This window comes from Runella zeae DSM 19591 (assembly GCF_000423565.1).
GTDB lineage: Bacteria > Bacteroidota > Bacteroidia > Cytophagales > Spirosomataceae > Runella > Runella zeae.
In genome coordinates this window covers 150,518-165,734 of the sequence record NZ_AUIF01000017.1, presented here as the reverse complement: position 1 = coordinate 165,734, position 15,217 = coordinate 150,518, and the positions used below count along the sequence as shown (strand labels likewise).

The 15,217-nt window shown below is 41.7% G+C and carries 15 protein-coding genes; 8 read left to right on the top strand and 7 right to left on the bottom strand.

What is annotated here, in order from left to right:
* Positions 1–12 precede the first annotated feature (12 nt).
* The gene (locus tag G563_RS0105780; RefSeq protein WP_028664480.1) at positions 13–558 is read right to left on the bottom strand and encodes a heavy-metal-associated domain-containing protein; all 546 of its coding nucleotides are present in this window, start codon (positions 556–558) and stop codon (positions 13–15) included.
* Between the two features lie 110 nt (positions 559–668).
* Between G563_RS0105780 and G563_RS0105775 the strand changes: the two genes are divergently transcribed.
* Positions 669–1,862 carry a Gfo/Idh/MocA family protein gene (locus tag G563_RS0105775; RefSeq protein ID WP_028664479.1) on the top strand — a complete coding sequence of 398 codons (1,194 nt, stop codon included), beginning with the start codon at positions 669–671 and terminating at the stop codon, positions 1,860–1,862.
* A gap of 104 nt (positions 1,863–1,966) precedes the next feature.
* On the opposite strand, the gene G563_RS0105770 is transcribed toward G563_RS0105775, so the two are convergent.
* Positions 1,967–2,161, bottom strand: a complete 195-nt coding sequence (locus tag G563_RS0105770) for a cold-shock protein (RefSeq protein ID WP_028664478.1) — start codon at positions 2,159–2,161, stop codon at positions 1,967–1,969.
* 296 nt (positions 2,162–2,457) lie between these two features.
* Here G563_RS0105770 and G563_RS0105765 point away from each other — a divergent pair, with 296 nt between their 5' ends.
* The gene (locus tag G563_RS0105765) at positions 2,458–2,679 is read left to right on the top strand and encodes a PspC domain-containing protein (RefSeq protein WP_028664477.1); all 222 of its coding nucleotides are present in this window, start codon (positions 2,458–2,460) and stop codon (positions 2,677–2,679) included.
* A gap of 6 nt (positions 2,680–2,685) precedes the next feature.
* Here G563_RS0105765 and udk read toward each other — a convergent pair whose 3' ends face one another.
* A complete protein-coding gene (gene udk, locus G563_RS0105760; RefSeq protein WP_028664476.1) occupies positions 2,686–3,315 on the bottom strand; it encodes a uridine kinase in 630 nt (209 codons plus the stop codon).
* 204 nt (positions 3,316–3,519) lie between these two features.
* On the opposite strand from udk, the gene cysS reads away from it, so the two are divergent.
* The 3 genes from cysS to G563_RS0105745 all read left to right on the top strand — a co-directional run bounded on the left by cysS (position 3,520) and on the right by G563_RS0105745 (position 8,066).
* A complete protein-coding gene (gene cysS, locus G563_RS0105755) occupies positions 3,520–5,049 on the top strand; it encodes a cysteine--tRNA ligase (RefSeq protein WP_028664475.1) in 1,530 nt (509 codons plus the stop codon).
* Between the two features lie 27 nt (positions 5,050–5,076).
* Positions 5,077–5,622, top strand: coding sequence for a DUF192 domain-containing protein (locus tag G563_RS0105750; RefSeq protein ID WP_028664474.1), 546 nt, complete (start codon positions 5,077–5,079; stop codon positions 5,620–5,622).
* A gap of 68 nt (positions 5,623–5,690) precedes the next feature.
* Entirely contained in the window at positions 5,691–8,066 is a 2,376-nt protein-coding gene (locus tag G563_RS0105745; protein ID WP_084650769.1) for a T9SS type B sorting domain-containing protein, read from the top strand.
* Between the two features lie 65 nt (positions 8,067–8,131).
* On the opposite strand, the gene G563_RS0105740 is transcribed toward G563_RS0105745, so the two are convergent.
* Together G563_RS0105740 and G563_RS0105735 are read right to left on the bottom strand one after the other, a co-directional pair.
* Positions 8,132–8,809 (bottom strand): superoxide dismutase, encoded by a 678-nt coding sequence (locus tag G563_RS0105740; protein WP_028664472.1) that lies wholly within the window; start codon positions 8,807–8,809, stop codon positions 8,132–8,134.
* Between the two features lie 250 nt (positions 8,810–9,059).
* Positions 9,060–10,439, bottom strand: a complete 1,380-nt coding sequence (locus tag G563_RS0105735) for a glutamine synthetase family protein (protein WP_028664471.1) — start codon at positions 10,437–10,439, stop codon at positions 9,060–9,062.
* A 178-nt stretch (positions 10,440–10,617) separates the two neighbouring features.
* On the opposite strand from G563_RS0105735, the gene G563_RS0105730 reads away from it, so the two are divergent.
* The 3 genes from G563_RS0105730 to G563_RS0105720 all read left to right on the top strand — a co-directional run bounded on the left by G563_RS0105730 (position 10,618) and on the right by G563_RS0105720 (position 13,299).
* Entirely contained in the window at positions 10,618–11,595 is a 978-nt protein-coding gene (locus G563_RS0105730; RefSeq protein ID WP_028664470.1) for a bile acid:sodium symporter family protein, read from the top strand.
* Positions 11,596–11,712: 117 nt separating this feature from the next.
* Complete coding sequence (gene lgt, locus G563_RS0105725; RefSeq protein WP_028664469.1) at positions 11,713–12,576, top strand: prolipoprotein diacylglyceryl transferase; 864 nt, start codon at positions 11,713–11,715, stop codon at positions 12,574–12,576.
* Positions 12,577–12,684: 108 nt separating this feature from the next.
* The gene (locus G563_RS0105720; RefSeq protein ID WP_028664468.1) at positions 12,685–13,299 is read left to right on the top strand and encodes a hypothetical protein; all 615 of its coding nucleotides are present in this window, start codon (positions 12,685–12,687) and stop codon (positions 13,297–13,299) included.
* Here the strand turns inward: G563_RS0105720 and kynU are convergent.
* Both kynU and G563_RS0105710 read right to left on the bottom strand, forming a co-directional pair.
* Positions 13,292–14,593, bottom strand: coding sequence for a kynureninase (kynU, locus tag G563_RS0105715; protein WP_028664467.1), 1,302 nt, complete (start codon positions 14,591–14,593; stop codon positions 13,292–13,294). The genes G563_RS0105720 and kynU overlap by 8 nt on opposite strands.
* A gap of 90 nt (positions 14,594–14,683) precedes the next feature.
* Positions 14,684–15,136, bottom strand: a complete 453-nt coding sequence (locus tag G563_RS0105710; protein WP_028664466.1) for a thioredoxin family protein — start codon at positions 15,134–15,136, stop codon at positions 14,684–14,686.
* Positions 15,137–15,217 lie beyond the last annotated feature (81 nt).

The following is a 15,217-nucleotide window of genomic DNA, read 5'->3' as shown; positions in this document are numbered from 1 at the left end:
GTAGATTAGTGGTTAATCAATTGTTGAAACTTGGTACCCTTCTTTCCGAAGCATGGCCAATATAGCTTGCTCTGAGGTTTTGTCTTGATAGTATCTCACTGATACTCCTTCGTCAGTAAGTTTGATTTGCGAAGGTACAACTCCTTCTACAGATTGAAGCGTATTGCTTAACTTTTCTACCGATTTGGGCGGTTTTTGGAGTTCAAATTGTGCTACACGCGTAGCCCGAATACGCTCAAACTGAGCCTGCGCTAGCTTACTTTCTTCAGCTTGGAAGTAACGATGAGGAATCAAATTCAAAACAATAGTTAATCCTACAGCAGTCCAAAAAACCTTTTTCTCAAAAGCCGATGAGCGATGCGAAGCCCGTAGGTATAAATCATAAAATGACCAAATCAAAACTCCTATCTGCAACGCTATCAACTGAGTTTGATACTGGGCAAGCCATCCTATTGATACTCCGTTGAATACAACCACAATCAACGGCAACCAGCAGCACAATAGATGAACAAGCCCTGTTAATCCTACGTTTAAAGTAATCGAAATAATTTTTGACATGACTAATTGCAACTATATTGCAAAAGTACTAACAAAAACTCATCATTAAAAAGTTTATGGAGATTGCTTTTTGTTAGAAATTATTTTTCACCCTCAAACTCTTCTCTTTTATGCAGAAAATTGCAATGCTTGGTTCTGGCTTTATCGGACGTTTTTATGCAGAATCTATTCACGGACAGCGAGGGCGTGATCGTGTAGTGGCGATATACGCCCGACGCGAAGAAAGTGCTAAAAAATTTGCTGACGATTATGGTTGTTCCTTTTGGGCTACTGATATGGAAGAGGTAATTGCCCACTCAGATGTGACGATGGTATGTATAGCTCTTCCCAACAACTTACACGAAACCGCTGTAATGCTCTGCGTAAAACACAAAAAGGCCTTGGTTTCGACAAAGCCACTCGGCAGAAATAGTGCCGAAGCCCTTCGCATGATGCAGGCAGTAGAAGAAGCAGGAATATTTGGTGGATATTTGGAAGATTTATGTTACACTCCCAAGTTTCTGAAAGCCAAACAAATGGTCGACAACGGAGCATTGGGACGGATTTTGTGGGCCAAATCTCGCGAAACTCACCCCGGCCCGCACAGCAATTGGTTTTGGGACAAAGAAATGGCGGGCGGAGGCTGTATCCTAGACTTGGGTTGCCATTGTATCGAAATAGCTCGTAATTTTATTGGCAAAGACATCAAGCCCGTAGAGGTGATGTGCTGGGCGGCTACCCAAGTAAAACCCATTGAAGCCGAAGACCACGCGATTGCGTTGGTGAAGTATGAAAATGGGGCAATCGGACAATTTGAAGTAAGTTGGACTTTTAGAGGAGGTATGGACTTACGCGACGAAGTAATGGGTACCGAAGGCACTATCTGGATGAACAATTTTTTACGCACAGGTTTTGAAGTATTCACCACGGGCAAAGGCGGCGACTATGTAGCCGAAAAGGCCGAAAGCAACTCAGGTTGGCTTTTTCCGGTGGGCGATGAAGTCAATGAATTGGGCTATAATCACATGTTTACGGATATGTTTCGGTCGGTAGAAGAAGGTCAAGAACCCGCCGAAACTTTGTATGATGGCTATGTAGTGAATGCCATCATCGACGCTGCTTATAAATCGGCCCAATCTAAACTTTGGGAACCAGTAATATTGCCCGTATGGCGTGGGCAAGAAGGGTTGAAGCCCGTTTCTACTCTGGTAGATTACGATGCCGACTATTACTTAATTAAAGAAGAAGTAACCCATGACGGGCGCCACAAAGTGATTTTGAAAGACAAAAAAACCAACGAAATCATCGAGCGAGACTTAAAATAAACACTTGAATTTTGGAAGTTTAATACCATTCTTAATGTTCCCAAAAAACAAAAAACGAGGCACTTCCTAGGAAGTGCCTCGTGCCGTTGCTGAAGTAAATAAAATTAAATTTTCTTTACTTTAGTTGCGTTCAAGCCTTTTTTTCCGTCAACGACTTCGTACTCAACACGGTCTTTTTCGCGAATAACAACGCCGCCTAAGCCCGTTACATGTACGAAAATTTCTTTTTGAGATTCATCGTCCACAATGAAACCATACCCTCTAGCTTCATTGAAAAACTTTACTGTTCCTGTTTGCATTGTACTACAAAAATTAAAAAAATGAAAAAAATAATTAAAAAACTGCTATCAGCCTCATTTTCTGAACCTTACAAAGACGCTGACAGGAACTAATATTTGAGCAAAGGCTTGAACTCTCAAAATTATGAACTTGCCGAGGCTAAACTTTGTCTTGCTGTGATAATGAAGTTTTAGGCAAAGCTAAAACAAAATTATAAATTATTTGTTAGAAGTCAAGTCATAAGGGCTGTTATTCAGGTGCTTGACATTTAATTTTGGTTTTATTATCTTCGTTTCAAATTTTTCAAAACAACGCTATGAATCGTTTCCGCTATTTTGTAGAAAACCATATTTTTGGCGTTTGTACGCGCTTGGGAGAAATCCTAAATATTTCGGCCAGTAGCATTCGTCTGTATTTTATCTATGCTACTTTTTTGACCTTCGGGTCCCCTATCATCATTTACTTGGTGATGGCTTTTTGGATGGAAATGGGCAAGCACCTCCGTCGTCACAAAAATCCCACGATTTGGGAGTTATAGCAAAGTCTATTCTTCTTTGCTATCCACCTTACTTTTCAAAAACGCTTTCACCACCTCTAGTCCTCGGTGGAAATGACGATTGTTAGGCACAATCAAGTCTGCATCTGCTTTGGAAGGCTTAATATACTGCTCATAAGTAGGAAAGACGTGATTTTCCCAACGATACAATACATCAGTGAGGTCATAACCTCGCTCTATTTGATCCCTAATAATGCGGCGTTTTAGTTTAATGTGCTCTTTGGCATCAATAAAAATTTTGAGATCCAGCAGCTCGGCTATCTCTTTGAAATAAAACACAAAAATACCTTCTACCACTATGATGGGCCTAGGGCTAAAGGTCAGCATTTTAGGGATGATATTGGGATTGTTGAAGGTATATTCTAGCTGCTGCACAGTACGCCCTTCACGCAACTCAATGATATGCTCGGCGTATTTTCGATGATTGATAGCCGAAGGCAAATCAAAGTTGTGTACTCCATTTTCATCTACCGCCACCTCATGCCGAGGTCGGTAATAGTGGTCTTGCGAAATCAGGCAAATTTCATTTTCTGGAAATGCTCCCATCAAACTGTTCAAAAAGTAAGTCTTTCCCGAAGCACTCCCGCCCGTGATTCCGACAATAAAAGGCTTTTTCATGCGGTAAAGTTAATTTGCCGTAATTAAATACCGAACTTCTGGCATTGATTTTGTGAAAGAACCCACAACAAATTGTTAGTTTTGTGGACAAATATTCGTTTTCTAGTTATGCTTTCGCCAAAATTCCCTTCTCACATGTTCCGATGTTGCCAATACTCGATAGTTTAGTATGTTTTTTTAAAATCAGTATTTCGCAATATCACCATGGCACAACCGCTCAAAATCTATAATTCACTTTCCCGCCAAAAAGAACTTTTCGAACCCCTCAGCCCTCCTCATGTGGGGCTTTATGTATGTGGCCCTACTGTATACAATTACGTACACTTAGGCAATGTTCGAACCTTTCTTACTTTCGATATCTTGTTTCGCTATCTTACCCACATTGGTTATAAAGTACGCTATGTACGAAATATCACCGACGTAGGTCACCTTGTAGGAGATGGAGATGAAGGAGAAGATAAAATTGGTCGAATGGCCAAACTCGAAAAGTTGGAACCGATGGAGATTGTCCAACGCTACACCAACGATTTTCATCAAGTACTAGAACGACTCAATTTCCATACCCCCAGCATCGAACCTACCGCTACGGGGCATTTGATAGAGCAAATAGAAGCCGTCAAAGATTTGATAAATAAAGGCTTAGCCTACGAATCAAATGGCTCTGTTTATTTTGACATCAATAAATACAACGCTCAAGGAAATAACTACGGCAAACTTTCGGGAAGGGTTTTGGAGGAGTTGCTGACCGAAACCCGCGAATTGGAAGGTACTTCCGAAAAAAGAAATCCTTTGGACTTTGCCATTTGGAAAAAAGCTGCCCCCGAGCACATCATGCAGTGGGAGTCTCCTTGGGGCAAAGGCTTTCCGGGCTGGCACCTTGAATGTACCTGCATGAGTACCAAATACTTAGGCACTCAATTTGATATTCACGGCGGAGGTATGGATCTCAAATTCCCTCACCATGAATGCGAAATAGCCCAGGCAACAGGACTCAACGGGGCAGCCCCCGTGCGGTATTGGATGCACTCCAACATGCTGACCGTGAATGGCCAAAAAATGTCTAAATCACTAGGCAATTCATTCTTGCCTGCTGAATTGTTTACGGGAAATCACCCATTGCTAGAGCAAGCATACAGCCCTATGACCACGCGGTTTTTTATGCTGCAAAGTCAGTATCGCAGTACGCTTGATTTTTCAAATGATGCTTTAAAAGGTGCCCAAAAAGCCTTCAAAAGGCTTATGAATGGACTCCGGGCTATCAAAGCAATGGAGTATATACCTTCCGAAGCTGACACTCAAACGGCCGGCTTAAAGGTATCTACCCCTGGCGTAGCGATTGATAGCAAAAAAGTCGCCGACATTGAGAAATCAGTACAAGGGTTTTATGATGCTATGAACGACGACCTCAACACCGCCGTTGCGATAGCGCAGTTATTTAACCTCTTAAAATATGTCAATATACTTTACCTCAATCAGCTTTCTCCTGCTGCATTGGGCGAGGCCGGGTTTGCAATGTTAAAAGAGAAGTTTACCACTTTCACGGAAGAGATTTTGGGGTTAAAAGAAGAGAAAAGCGAAAGTGACGCCATTTTGGGTGGAATGTTAGACCTATATCGAGAATACAAAGCAAGTCAGCGCTACGATAAAGTAGACCAAATTAGAACTTACTTTAAAGCACAAAACCTCGTAATTCGGGACATGAAGCACCGAATCGACTGGGCTTATGAAGAATAATGGTTTTCTCAACTAACATTTTCAAAGATGCGCAATCGTAGATCTTATTTTAGTTATGTACTTTTAGCCGTTTTTGTACTAGCGGGGGCGTTGTATTTACTACGCCCTCTGCTCGTTTCGGAAAATAGACCCACAAGTTCCGAAACCACCACGTCAGCGGCAGCACCCTCATCTACTCCTGCTACTATTTCGTCCAATGGTATCACTAAGGAGGGAGAAGTAACGTTTTTGAAAAATGGTAAAGAATTCAAAACCATCGACGTAGAAGTCGCCGAAAATGACGCAGAACGCCAAAAAGGGCTCATGTTTAGACCTTATCTGGCCGATTCGGTCGGGATGCTTTTTGTGTTTGATAACGCTACTCCACAGTCTTTTTGGATGAAAAACACGATGATTTCACTCGATATCATTTATGTTGACCAAAACAAAAAGATTATTTCTATCCAAAAAAACGCAAAACCATATTCGGAAGAAAACCTACCTTCTTATGGCAACGCCCAATATGTGGTAGAAGTCAATGGAGGCTACTGCGATAAATATGGCATCGGAATAGGAGATAGCATAGCGTTTTGAGTTTGGAACAATTTTTGCCCATAAGGTAGCATATATCTTAGCATATCCAACATCCCAAACTGAGGTTCATGAAGTGTCTGATTACGTGCGGATTAGTTTTACTGATATGGTCAAAAACTTGGGCAAACCATCTGATGGGAGGAGATATATCTATCACCAAAAGAGGTACTTCACCTAATACTTTTACCATAACGCTCACGTTGGTTTATGACCAAGTTCAGTCTCCTGAAGATAAAGCCTTTGTTTCGATTTTTCGTAAAAATGACCATACGCGAATGGATAATTTTACGCTCACTCGCGTTGTGGAGCAAGCATTACCTTACCAAAATGCAAGTTGTATCAATGGAACTCCTAGCACCAAAATTTCTTACATAAAATACGAAGCCAACGTCACTCTTCTTCCTAGCAATTACAATCATCCTAGCGGATACTATCTGGCATGGGAAGAATGCTGTCGCAACAACAACGTTCTTAATATTCAAGCAAATGCAGGGGCGGGATTGGTTTTCTACTGCGAAATCCCCCCCCTTACTACTCCCAACAGCTCTCCGCAATTTGTTACGCCTCAAGTCAAATTTGCGTGTATTGGAAAAAATTTTGAAGCTAGCTTTGCTGCTACTGACCTAGATGGCGACGAACTGAGGTATTCGCTGGTGACTCCCCTAGCGGGCAATACCGACCAAGGTGGAACCTTTCCTTCGATACCAAATGCTGGCCCTTATCGGAAAGCGACTTGGAATGCAGGCTATGATAGTACGAGAGCTATTACAGGAACTGTGCCGCTAAAAATTGACTCTCGTACAGGACAGCTCGCACTTAATCCTTCTCAAATGGGTACTTATGTCTTTGCTGTCAAATGTGAAGAATGGCGAAATGGCTCTAAAATAGGAGAAGTAAGACGGGAGTTTTTTATTAATGTGGTAGATTGTATTTCAACCCAAGTGACACCCGCTTATATAAATCTTAAAGATGGTTCACCTTCCATTACTTTTGATTTACAACCCAACGGCCACGTACAAACGGTAGGCCTCTGTAAGGGCGACTCGGTAGTACTAAAAGCCGACGACGAAAATCCGCGCTGGAGCTACCAATGGCTCAAAAATGGTCAACTTATTTCCACCACCCCGACTATCTCTTTGGCTATAAAAGAAGAAGGAGTATATAGTATGGTGAAGCGTTTTAAAGAAAGCTGCGGAGCAGAAGACTCCACCACCAATACCACAAAAGTCAACTTCAAACTAAGCCCTAATGCCGCCATTACGAGTAGTAGACCGTTACCTATTTGTTCTTCCGACAGCACCAATCTATCTGTTACGGTTACTCCTAATACCTTGGTTGAATGGCGATTCAATGGAACAGTTTTACCTAATATAGACAACGTTTTGGCCCATGTCAAACAAGGAGGACTTTATAAAGTAAAAATCACTGACAATATTTCGCGCTGCACTGCCACCGATAGCCTTTTGGTTAAATCTATCACATCTCCTTTGGCACAACTGATGATAAGCGGGGCTGCTACTTTTTGCTCCAATGACTCAGTCAAGCTTTTTATTGCTCCCAACAATGCCTACAATTTTGTGTGGTTCAAGGATAATTTTCCGCTAGTTCAAGCGCTAGGTAATGAATTTAGGCCCCGCGAGTCAGGTCAATATTCAGTATCGGTAGAAGATACAGCCTCAAAATGCCTAACTCACTCCTCAACTATCAATGTTGTGATCCAACCTACTCCCCAAGTCACCCTTGACTCAATTCCCTCGGTATGTACGGCAAGTCTACAGGCCATTACATTAAATGGGTTTCCAGAAGGGGGTATTTATAGCGGTACGGGAGTCGTAGGCAATCGGTTTGTAAGTGCCAATCTCTCCTCGGGGAGCTATCCCGTTACCTACACCTACACTAGCCCCGAAGGCTGCACTGGCAAAGCCACCAAAGTAGCGTTTATTGCTCCTCCTCCCCGTTTTTCTATACCATCCAAACTCGTGGTTTTAAAAGGAGACAGCGTAAAGATTAATACAAGTCTTCCTCTCAATGCTTCTATTAGTTGGTTTCCTAGTACAGGACTTAACAATGACCAGGCTCCTCAACCTACCGCAAGTCCCGAACGTACCACTACCTATTATGCCACGCTCATTAGTGCTCAAGGGTGCGTCGCTGAAGGAGAAGTAACGGTCGTGGTCATTAATCTTGATATTCCGAATGGCTTTACACCCAACCATGACAGTGCCAACGAAACGTGGGAGATAAGCGGTATTTTTGAGTATCCCAATTGCGTAGTTGAGGTTTTTAACCGCTGGGGCAACCTTGTCTTTAGCAGTAAAGGCTACGAAACCCCTTGGGATGGCACTTGGAATGGCCAACCTGTACCGGTAGGTGCTTACTACTACCAAATTTATTTAAGAGAAGTGGACTTCAAACTCACTGGTACGCTCAACATTATTCGCTAATCGAACAAAGAAAAAGGAGCCAACTATTCGTCAGCTCCTTTACTCATATACAATTTCTATGTTTTTTATTTGATAGCGGCAGCGTACAATTCGGATACTTTGTCCCAGTTAACTACGTTCCAGAAAGCGTCCAAATAGTCTGCACGTTTGTTTTGATACTTAAGATAATACGCATGCTCCCATACATCTACACCCAAGATAGGAGTTCCCTGAACATCTGCCACTGGCATAAGAGGATTGTCTTGGTTGGGGGTAGAAGTGACCACTAGTTTTTTGTCTTTTACAATTAGCCAGGCCCATCCAGAACCAAAACGAGTGGCACCCGCATCTTTAAATTTGGCTTTGAAAGCATCAAAGGAGCCGAAATCTTTGGTGATAGCGGCAGCCAAAGCACCGGTAGGAGTTCCGCCTTTGTTGGCTCCCATAATGCTCCAGAAAAAAGTGTGGTTCCAGTGACCACCACCATTATTGCGAACCCCTCCCAATGTTTCTTTGGTAATGGTTTTCATCAAAGCGTCAATTGTAATTCTTTCTTCTGGCTTACCAGCAAGTGCTTTATTGAGGTTATCTACATACGCTTTGTGGTGACGGCCATAGTGAATTTCCATGGTGTTTTGGTCAATATATGGCTCTAAAGCATTAGTCGCGTAGGGAAGAGGCGCTTGAGTAAACTGTGCCATAGCTTGTAGCGAGCCTACAGTCAAGGCTATTCCTAGGATGTTTCGAAAAAAATGGGTTGTCATTGTGATAAAACGGTTATGATACATTAATGATGTGCAATAATACACAGCAATACAACGCAAGCGTAGGTATTGGAGGTATTTATTAGGCAAAAATAAAAAACCTTCTGGTTTTGGCAGAAGGTTTCAAAGATTAAATCAGTCTAAGGGTTTAGGAATAGAACGAGCAAATATAAAACAATATTTCCACAACTGAACTATTCCAAGAAAAAGTTTAAAAATACCCCTTATGCAATTATTTAAAAAAGCATATCTAAATTCTTTCAAAATATCGTTTTCTTTCCCAATCCGTCACGGAGGCGTTGTAAGCAGCTTGCTCTGTACGATAAAAGTGAGTGTAATGCGCTACTACCTCTTCTCCAAAAGCTCGCTTGGCAAAATCACTATTAGAAAAAATGGCAATTGACTCAGCCAATGTATACGGTACGCGTGGCAAATGAGCCGCTGCATAAATATCCCCTTCAAAAATTGTAGGTGGCTCGATTTGTTTTTCAATTCCTTCTAGACCACAAGCCAACAAAGCAGCAAATGCTAAGTAAGGATTGCAGTCAGCGCCAGGAATTCGACATTCGATACGAAGGCTTTTACCGTGGCCTACTACTCTAAATCCGGCGGTGCGGTTGTCGTAGCTCCATGCCAAACGAGTAGGAGCCCAAGAGCCATCTACATAGCGCTTGTATGAATTGATAGTAGGAGCATAAAAAACCATTACATCAGGCGCATGGGCAATACATCCTCCTAAAAACCATTTAAACACATTGGTACATTTTACTGGTCCAAAAGCTTCGTCACCAGCAAAAGCGCTTTCTCCGTCTTTCCACAGACTAATATGAATATGGCAGCTAGAACCTGCCCGGTCAGTGGCAAATTTGGCCATAAAAGTGATACTCCATCCCATCGCATCGGCCACTTCTTTAAGGCATTGCTTGTATACTACGTGACGGTCGGCCATGTCTAGAATTTCTGAATATCTCACATTAAGTTCATGCTGACCTAGCCCCCACTCTCCTTTGGAATTTTCGACTGGTACGCCCGATTGTTTCAAATAGCGACGTGCCGCAGCATTGAAAGGCTCGGTGCGGGTTCCTTGTAAAATATGATAATCTTCGATATACCATCCCACTGGTTTGACTGCATCAAAGCCTTTTTCGTGGGCATCTCTAAAACTAGTTTCAAACAAATAATATTCTAACTCCGAAGCCGCCAACACCTCAAACTCATGCTGCTGAGCCCGTTGTAATTGTTTTCTTAATACGGACCTTGGCGCAATATCAACGTACTGATGCGTTTTCTCATTTTGTACATCGCACAAAATCATGGCTGTACGCTCAAGCCAAGCTGCTACTCTCAAGGTAGACAAATCAGGTACTAAATGAAAATCACCGTAGCCCAGCTCCCAATTGGCAAAGCTAAAACCTGGCACAGGTTCCATTTCCATATCGGTCGTAAGGAGATAATTACATCCATGAGTGCCATTTTTGTAAATGTCTTCCACAAAATAATCTGCATCAAAACGCTTTCCGACGAGGCGTCCGTAATGATCTGTGAAAGCAACAATAATCGTATCAATAGTTTGTTGTTCTACAGCTTCTTTAAGCTGCTCGATTGTAAGAAGTCCTTGGGTTTTAGGCATAGTCTATATTTTTCTTTAAAAATACCAAAAAATAAAAGTGTCAGATAGTTTGAGTTTCTTCCCGTGCCAATTACACGTTTTTTGCTGAAATTTCATACAAAATACAGCTTTTGTGTGATAATGGACTATTTTTATGAATAGTCTTATCTTTGCCTCTATCCTCACAAAACCCCGTCTTATGCTACGACTTTTAGCCAAAGTAGGCCTAAATGGATTTTTCTTTTGTTTGATTGGTGTCATTTTTCTTGCCTATTATTTTCCCACCATTGGTCTTCATGAAAGCCCGTGGCATTTACCCCAAATCGCCGAATATGGCGTCTCTATCATTTTCTTTTTTTATGGGCTCAAGCTAAGCCCCCAAAAACTAAAAAGCGGCCTTACCAATTGGAAATTACATATTCTGATTCAAACTGCCACTTTTGGGCTATTCCCGTTGCTTATTCTTAGCCTTCAAAACCTTCTTGGGGTTGACAAAACTTCTTTGTTTTGGATAGGTATATTTTATTTGGCAGTGTTGCCCTCTACCGTTTCGTCATCAGTCGTAATGGTGGCTATCGCCAAAGGCAACTTACCTGCGGCTATTTTCAACGCCAGTATTTCTAGCATTATAGGGATTTTCATTACGCCTCTTTGGATGAGTGGCCTTCTTGAGCAGCAAGATGCTAATTTTGACCTATTTCCAGTTATTTTACGCCTTTGCTTTGAAGTACTTTTACCCGTGATAGTGGGTTATGTTTTGCATTCACAACTTGGTAAATGGGCAGAGCGATACAATCATTTATTGCGTTTGTTTGACCAAACAATCATCCTTCTCATTGTTTATACTTCATTTTGTGAGTCCTTTGCAGGAGGTATGTTTGAAGGGCAATCGATGCGTGACCTGAGTATTTTGGGTGCCGAAATGCTCGCCTTCTTCTTTTTAGTTTTCGGTCTCTTATATCTGCTAAGTTCTTGGTTAGGGTTTTCTTATGAGGACCGAGTTACTGTCCTATTTTGTGGTTCCAAAAAATCGTTAGTACAAGGTGCGGTCATGGGAAAAGTACTTTTCCCCAACCCAGTGGCCTTAGGAGTAGTGCTGCTTCCATTGATGATGTACCATGCTTTGCAGCTACTAGCGGGCAGCATTATAGCCCAGCAATGGGGCTCCAAGCATTAGCCCCGGCGAGAGTTATTTATGATTTCCATTGAGTGATAATTTCCTTTTCTAACAATCTTTCTTGATTTTTGTGGAGGTTTTGTTTTTGTTGAAACTTATTTCCAAACTTGGTCACTTATGTTTGCCTACATTATCTGGGATGTAAACCCTGAAATTTTCAGTATTGGTAGTTTCTCAATTCGCTGGTATGGATTGCTGTTCGCATCAGGTTTTTTGATTGGTCAACGTATCATGGCCTATATATTTCAAAAAGAAGGTGTCAAAGAATCGTTTTTAGATTCGCTTTTACTCACCATGGTGATTTCGACGGTGGTAGGTGCTCGCCTAGGTCACTTTCTATTTTATGAACCAGAAGTTTTTTTTAAAAATCCATTGCAAATCATCACTCCTCCTTTTGCAGGCTTGGCAAGTCATGGTGCAACTATTGGTATATTATTAGGATTATATTTTTATGCTCGTACAAAAAAAATGAGCTTCCTGTGGGTTGTTGACCGCATTGTGATTACGGTAGCGTTAGGTGGCTGTTTTATTCGTTTGGGCAACCTCATGAATTCCGAAATTGTTGGTAAAGTCACGGATGTCCCTTGGGCATTTGTTTTTACTCGCAATTTTGAATTTACCCAGTACCCACGCCACCCAGCTCAGTTGTACGAAGCCATCGCTTGTATTGTATTGTGCTTTTTACTTTTTTGGCTTTGGACTAAGAAAAAATCACAGACGCCCCAAGGACTTTTGCTCGGTATCTTTCTTCTATGGGTATTTGGGCTACGATTTGTTATTGAGTTTTTTAAAGAGAATCAAGTAGCTTTCGAAAATGATTTGACTTACAACATGGGTCAAATCCTAAGCATTCCGGCGGTATTGTTAGGCTTTTTGTTTTTGGGAATAGCTTGGAAAAATCGAGACAAAAAACAGGTTGTTTTTACAGACAATCCTACCGAAGAAGCCAATCGGATTCAATCTAGTGTGACTCATTCCTAACCGCTTAGTAAATATTGCCTATAAAAAGGCGCCTACGTTTAGAAAAACTGTAATTTAGAGGAACCGAAAGGTTCCTTTTCTATTTTTTTTAAACCAAAAAGTTAAAAGATGAAAACGATTAAACTCCTTGCCTTATTTCTATCCCTTGCCTTACTAAGCTGGAACTGTACAAGTAAAGAAGAAAAAGAAGCCGAAAAGGCCAAAGAAGAACCTAAAAATGCGATTGAGGCATTACAAAAAATAGGAGAAGAAGCTGAGAAAATGTCAAAAGAAGGGCCTAAAGAGACCGTAGACCCCAAACTTCTTAAAGCACTTTTGCCAGAAGACGCCGATGGCCTCAAACGAAAAGAAGCTTCTAGCGAAAAAAGCGCCGCTATGGGATTTGGCATATCTACAGCCAAAGCATCTTACCGAGACGACACTGGCCAAGACATTGACGTCAATATCTCCGACGTGGCCGGTATGGGAGTAGCGCTCATGGGAATGGCCGCTTGGTCAATGGCCACAATCGACAAAGAAACCGAAACAGGCTACGAAAAAACTACCGAATATAAAGGCCATAAAGCTTTTGAAAAATACAACACGGAGAGCAAAAATGGCGAAATATCGGTCATTGTGGCCAATCGCTATATTGTACAAGTATCAGGAAGGAGCGTAGGAATAGACAAAATTAAGTCCGTTTTGGATGATATTGACTTAGATAAACTTGCTGATACTAAATAGCGTTTAGTTTGGATAATAACACATTCTCCAACTGCCAAATTTCCTCAAAAGTATTGTAGAGAGGAACTGGCGTGAGTCGAATGCAATTGGGCTCACGCCAATCTCCTACAATCCCCTCTCTCACTAAGAAATCAAATAGCTCTTTTCCTCCCTCTTCCACTAGCAAAGAAAGCTGACTTCCTCTTTGGGAAGGCTCTGATGGTGTGATGATTTTGATTTTTTGAAATCCAATTTTTTGATTGATTCGCTTGATTACCAATTCCAAAAATTGAGTGAGTACCATCGACTTACTTCGTAGATTCTCAATACCAGCCTTTTCAAAAATACCCAATGATGCTCGATGTATAGCTAGAGCCATGATATTTGGTGTACTGAGTTGCCAGCCCGCAGCACCTTTCATGGGTACAAATCCCTTGGTCATCTCAAATCGCCTTGACTCTTCGTATCCCCACCAACCTGCTAAACGAGGCACGGTATCACTGTGATGTTTTTGATGTACAAATACCCCTGATACTCCTCCAGGGCCAGAATTGAGGTACTTGTAAGAACACCATACCGCAAAATCTACGTCCCATTGATGTAATTGGAGAGGAACATTCCCAATGGCGTGGGCTAAATCAAAACCTACCAAAATCCCGTGTCTCTTCGCCTCTGCCACAATCTCACGCATATCAAATAGCTGCCCCGTATAATAATGCAAACCACTCATACAAACCAATGCAAGCTCATGGGCGTGCGATTTGATAGCTGCCACGATGTCTTCTGTACGAATTAACCACTCACCCACCGGTGGAACTATTTCAATAATCACCTCACTAGGAACATACCCACGCAACGCCACGTGAGTTTCGAGGGCATATTGGTCAGAGGGAAAATCGCCCGCTATAGTCAATATCTTACACTTCTCAGAAGTAGGTCGATAAAAAGAAGTAAGCATCAAATGTAGATTGACCGTCAACTGGTGCATAGGGCAGACTTCTTCGGGCAAAGTACCCAATAGCTCTGCGAGCTCTTTTTGGCAATATTGGTGGTAAGATAGCCACGGACTCTCGCCTTCAAACCAACCTTCTACTCCGTGGTTTTGCCATGTTTCTAATTCTTTGTTTATGGCAAGTCTGGCATTTTTGGGTTGAAGCCCCAGGGAGTTTCCGCACAAATAAATCACTGACTTGTCATTTTGCTGGGGGATATAAAACTGTTCGCGAAAGCCGCGTAACCTGTCTTTTTGGTCCTGAGCAAGTGCCCATTCTTTTAATTGCTGAGAAGAGACTGACAGAAGCGAATCCAAATTCATGATAGCTTTTTTATCTATAGTTTTAGGATTATCATAAAAACAAGAATCCCCCTTCATTTTGTTTGAAGAGGGATTCTTGTTAATCATTTCTTATTTTTTCATCACCATTTGAGCAAACTTGATGAGCTCAGGGCCATCCAGACCTCCCAGATGACTAGTCACTACTTTACCATTTCCATTGATAAAAAACAAAGAGGGATAACCTTCAATGGGATATACGTTTGCCAACTGTGGACCTTCTCCTATCTCCATGTCTTTTTTCACATTGATAAAATTGGCATTAAAAAAATCTCCTACGTCTTTACGAGTAAAAACATTTTTTTGGAGGAGCTTGCAAGGACCACACCAACTGGTATAAGCATCAAAAAAGATGAGTTTTTTCTCTTTTTTTGCTTTTGCCAATACTTTTGCCCACGGCAGTTCTACAAACTGTATACCTTCAGCAGCAGACTTAGAGGGAGCTTTGGATACCTCTGCGGTAGTAGCAGCAATGCCCGATAGCACGGCAACTGTCAATACTAAAGCAAAAAGAAAGCGTTGCATTGAGTTAAGTTTTTTTAGGTTTTAGATTCTATTTTGCTTTACAACGCAAAAATGCTCCTAATTGGTTTGCTCCTTTTTTAA

What these genes read in the sequence shown, in the direction of transcription:
- G563_RS0105775 (WP_028664479.1), top strand. Translation starts at nt 669, where the DNA reads ATGCAGAAAATTGCAATGCTTGGTTCTGGCTTTATCGGACGTTTTTAT.
- G563_RS0105735 (WP_028664471.1), bottom strand. Translation starts at nt 10,439, where the DNA reads ATGCCTAAAACCCAAGGACTTCTTACAATCGAGCAGCTTAAAGAAGCT.
- cysS (WP_028664475.1), top strand. Translation starts at nt 3,520, where the DNA reads ATGGCACAACCGCTCAAAATCTATAATTCACTTTCCCGCCAAAAAGAA.
- G563_RS0105720 (WP_028664468.1), top strand. Translation starts at nt 12,685, where the DNA reads ATGAAAACGATTAAACTCCTTGCCTTATTTCTATCCCTTGCCTTACTA.
- udk (WP_028664476.1), bottom strand. Translation starts at nt 3,315, where the DNA reads ATGAAAAAGCCTTTTATTGTCGGAATCACGGGCGGGAGTGCTTCGGGA.
- G563_RS0105750 (WP_028664474.1), top strand. Translation starts at nt 5,077, where the DNA reads ATGCGCAATCGTAGATCTTATTTTAGTTATGTACTTTTAGCCGTTTTT.
- G563_RS0105740 (WP_028664472.1), bottom strand. Translation starts at nt 8,809, where the DNA reads ATGACAACCCATTTTTTTCGAAACATCCTAGGAATAGCCTTGACTGTA.
- G563_RS0105770 (WP_028664478.1), bottom strand. Translation starts at nt 2,161, where the DNA reads ATGCAAACAGGAACAGTAAAGTTTTTCAATGAAGCTAGAGGGTATGGT.
- G563_RS0105765 (WP_028664477.1), top strand. Translation starts at nt 2,458, where the DNA reads ATGAATCGTTTCCGCTATTTTGTAGAAAACCATATTTTTGGCGTTTGT.
- lgt (WP_028664469.1), top strand. Translation starts at nt 11,713, where the DNA reads ATGTTTGCCTACATTATCTGGGATGTAAACCCTGAAATTTTCAGTATT.
- G563_RS0105730 (WP_028664470.1), top strand. Translation starts at nt 10,618, where the DNA reads ATGCTACGACTTTTAGCCAAAGTAGGCCTAAATGGATTTTTCTTTTGT.
- G563_RS0105745 (WP_084650769.1), top strand. Translation starts at nt 5,691, where the DNA reads ATGAAGTGTCTGATTACGTGCGGATTAGTTTTACTGATATGGTCAAAA.
- G563_RS0105780 (WP_028664480.1), bottom strand. Translation starts at nt 558, where the DNA reads ATGTCAAAAATTATTTCGATTACTTTAAACGTAGGATTAACAGGGCTT.
- G563_RS0105710 (WP_028664466.1), bottom strand. Translation starts at nt 15,136, where the DNA reads ATGCAACGCTTTCTTTTTGCTTTAGTATTGACAGTTGCCGTGCTATCG.
- kynU (WP_028664467.1), bottom strand. Translation starts at nt 14,593, where the DNA reads ATGAATTTGGATTCGCTTCTGTCAGTCTCTTCTCAGCAATTAAAAGAA.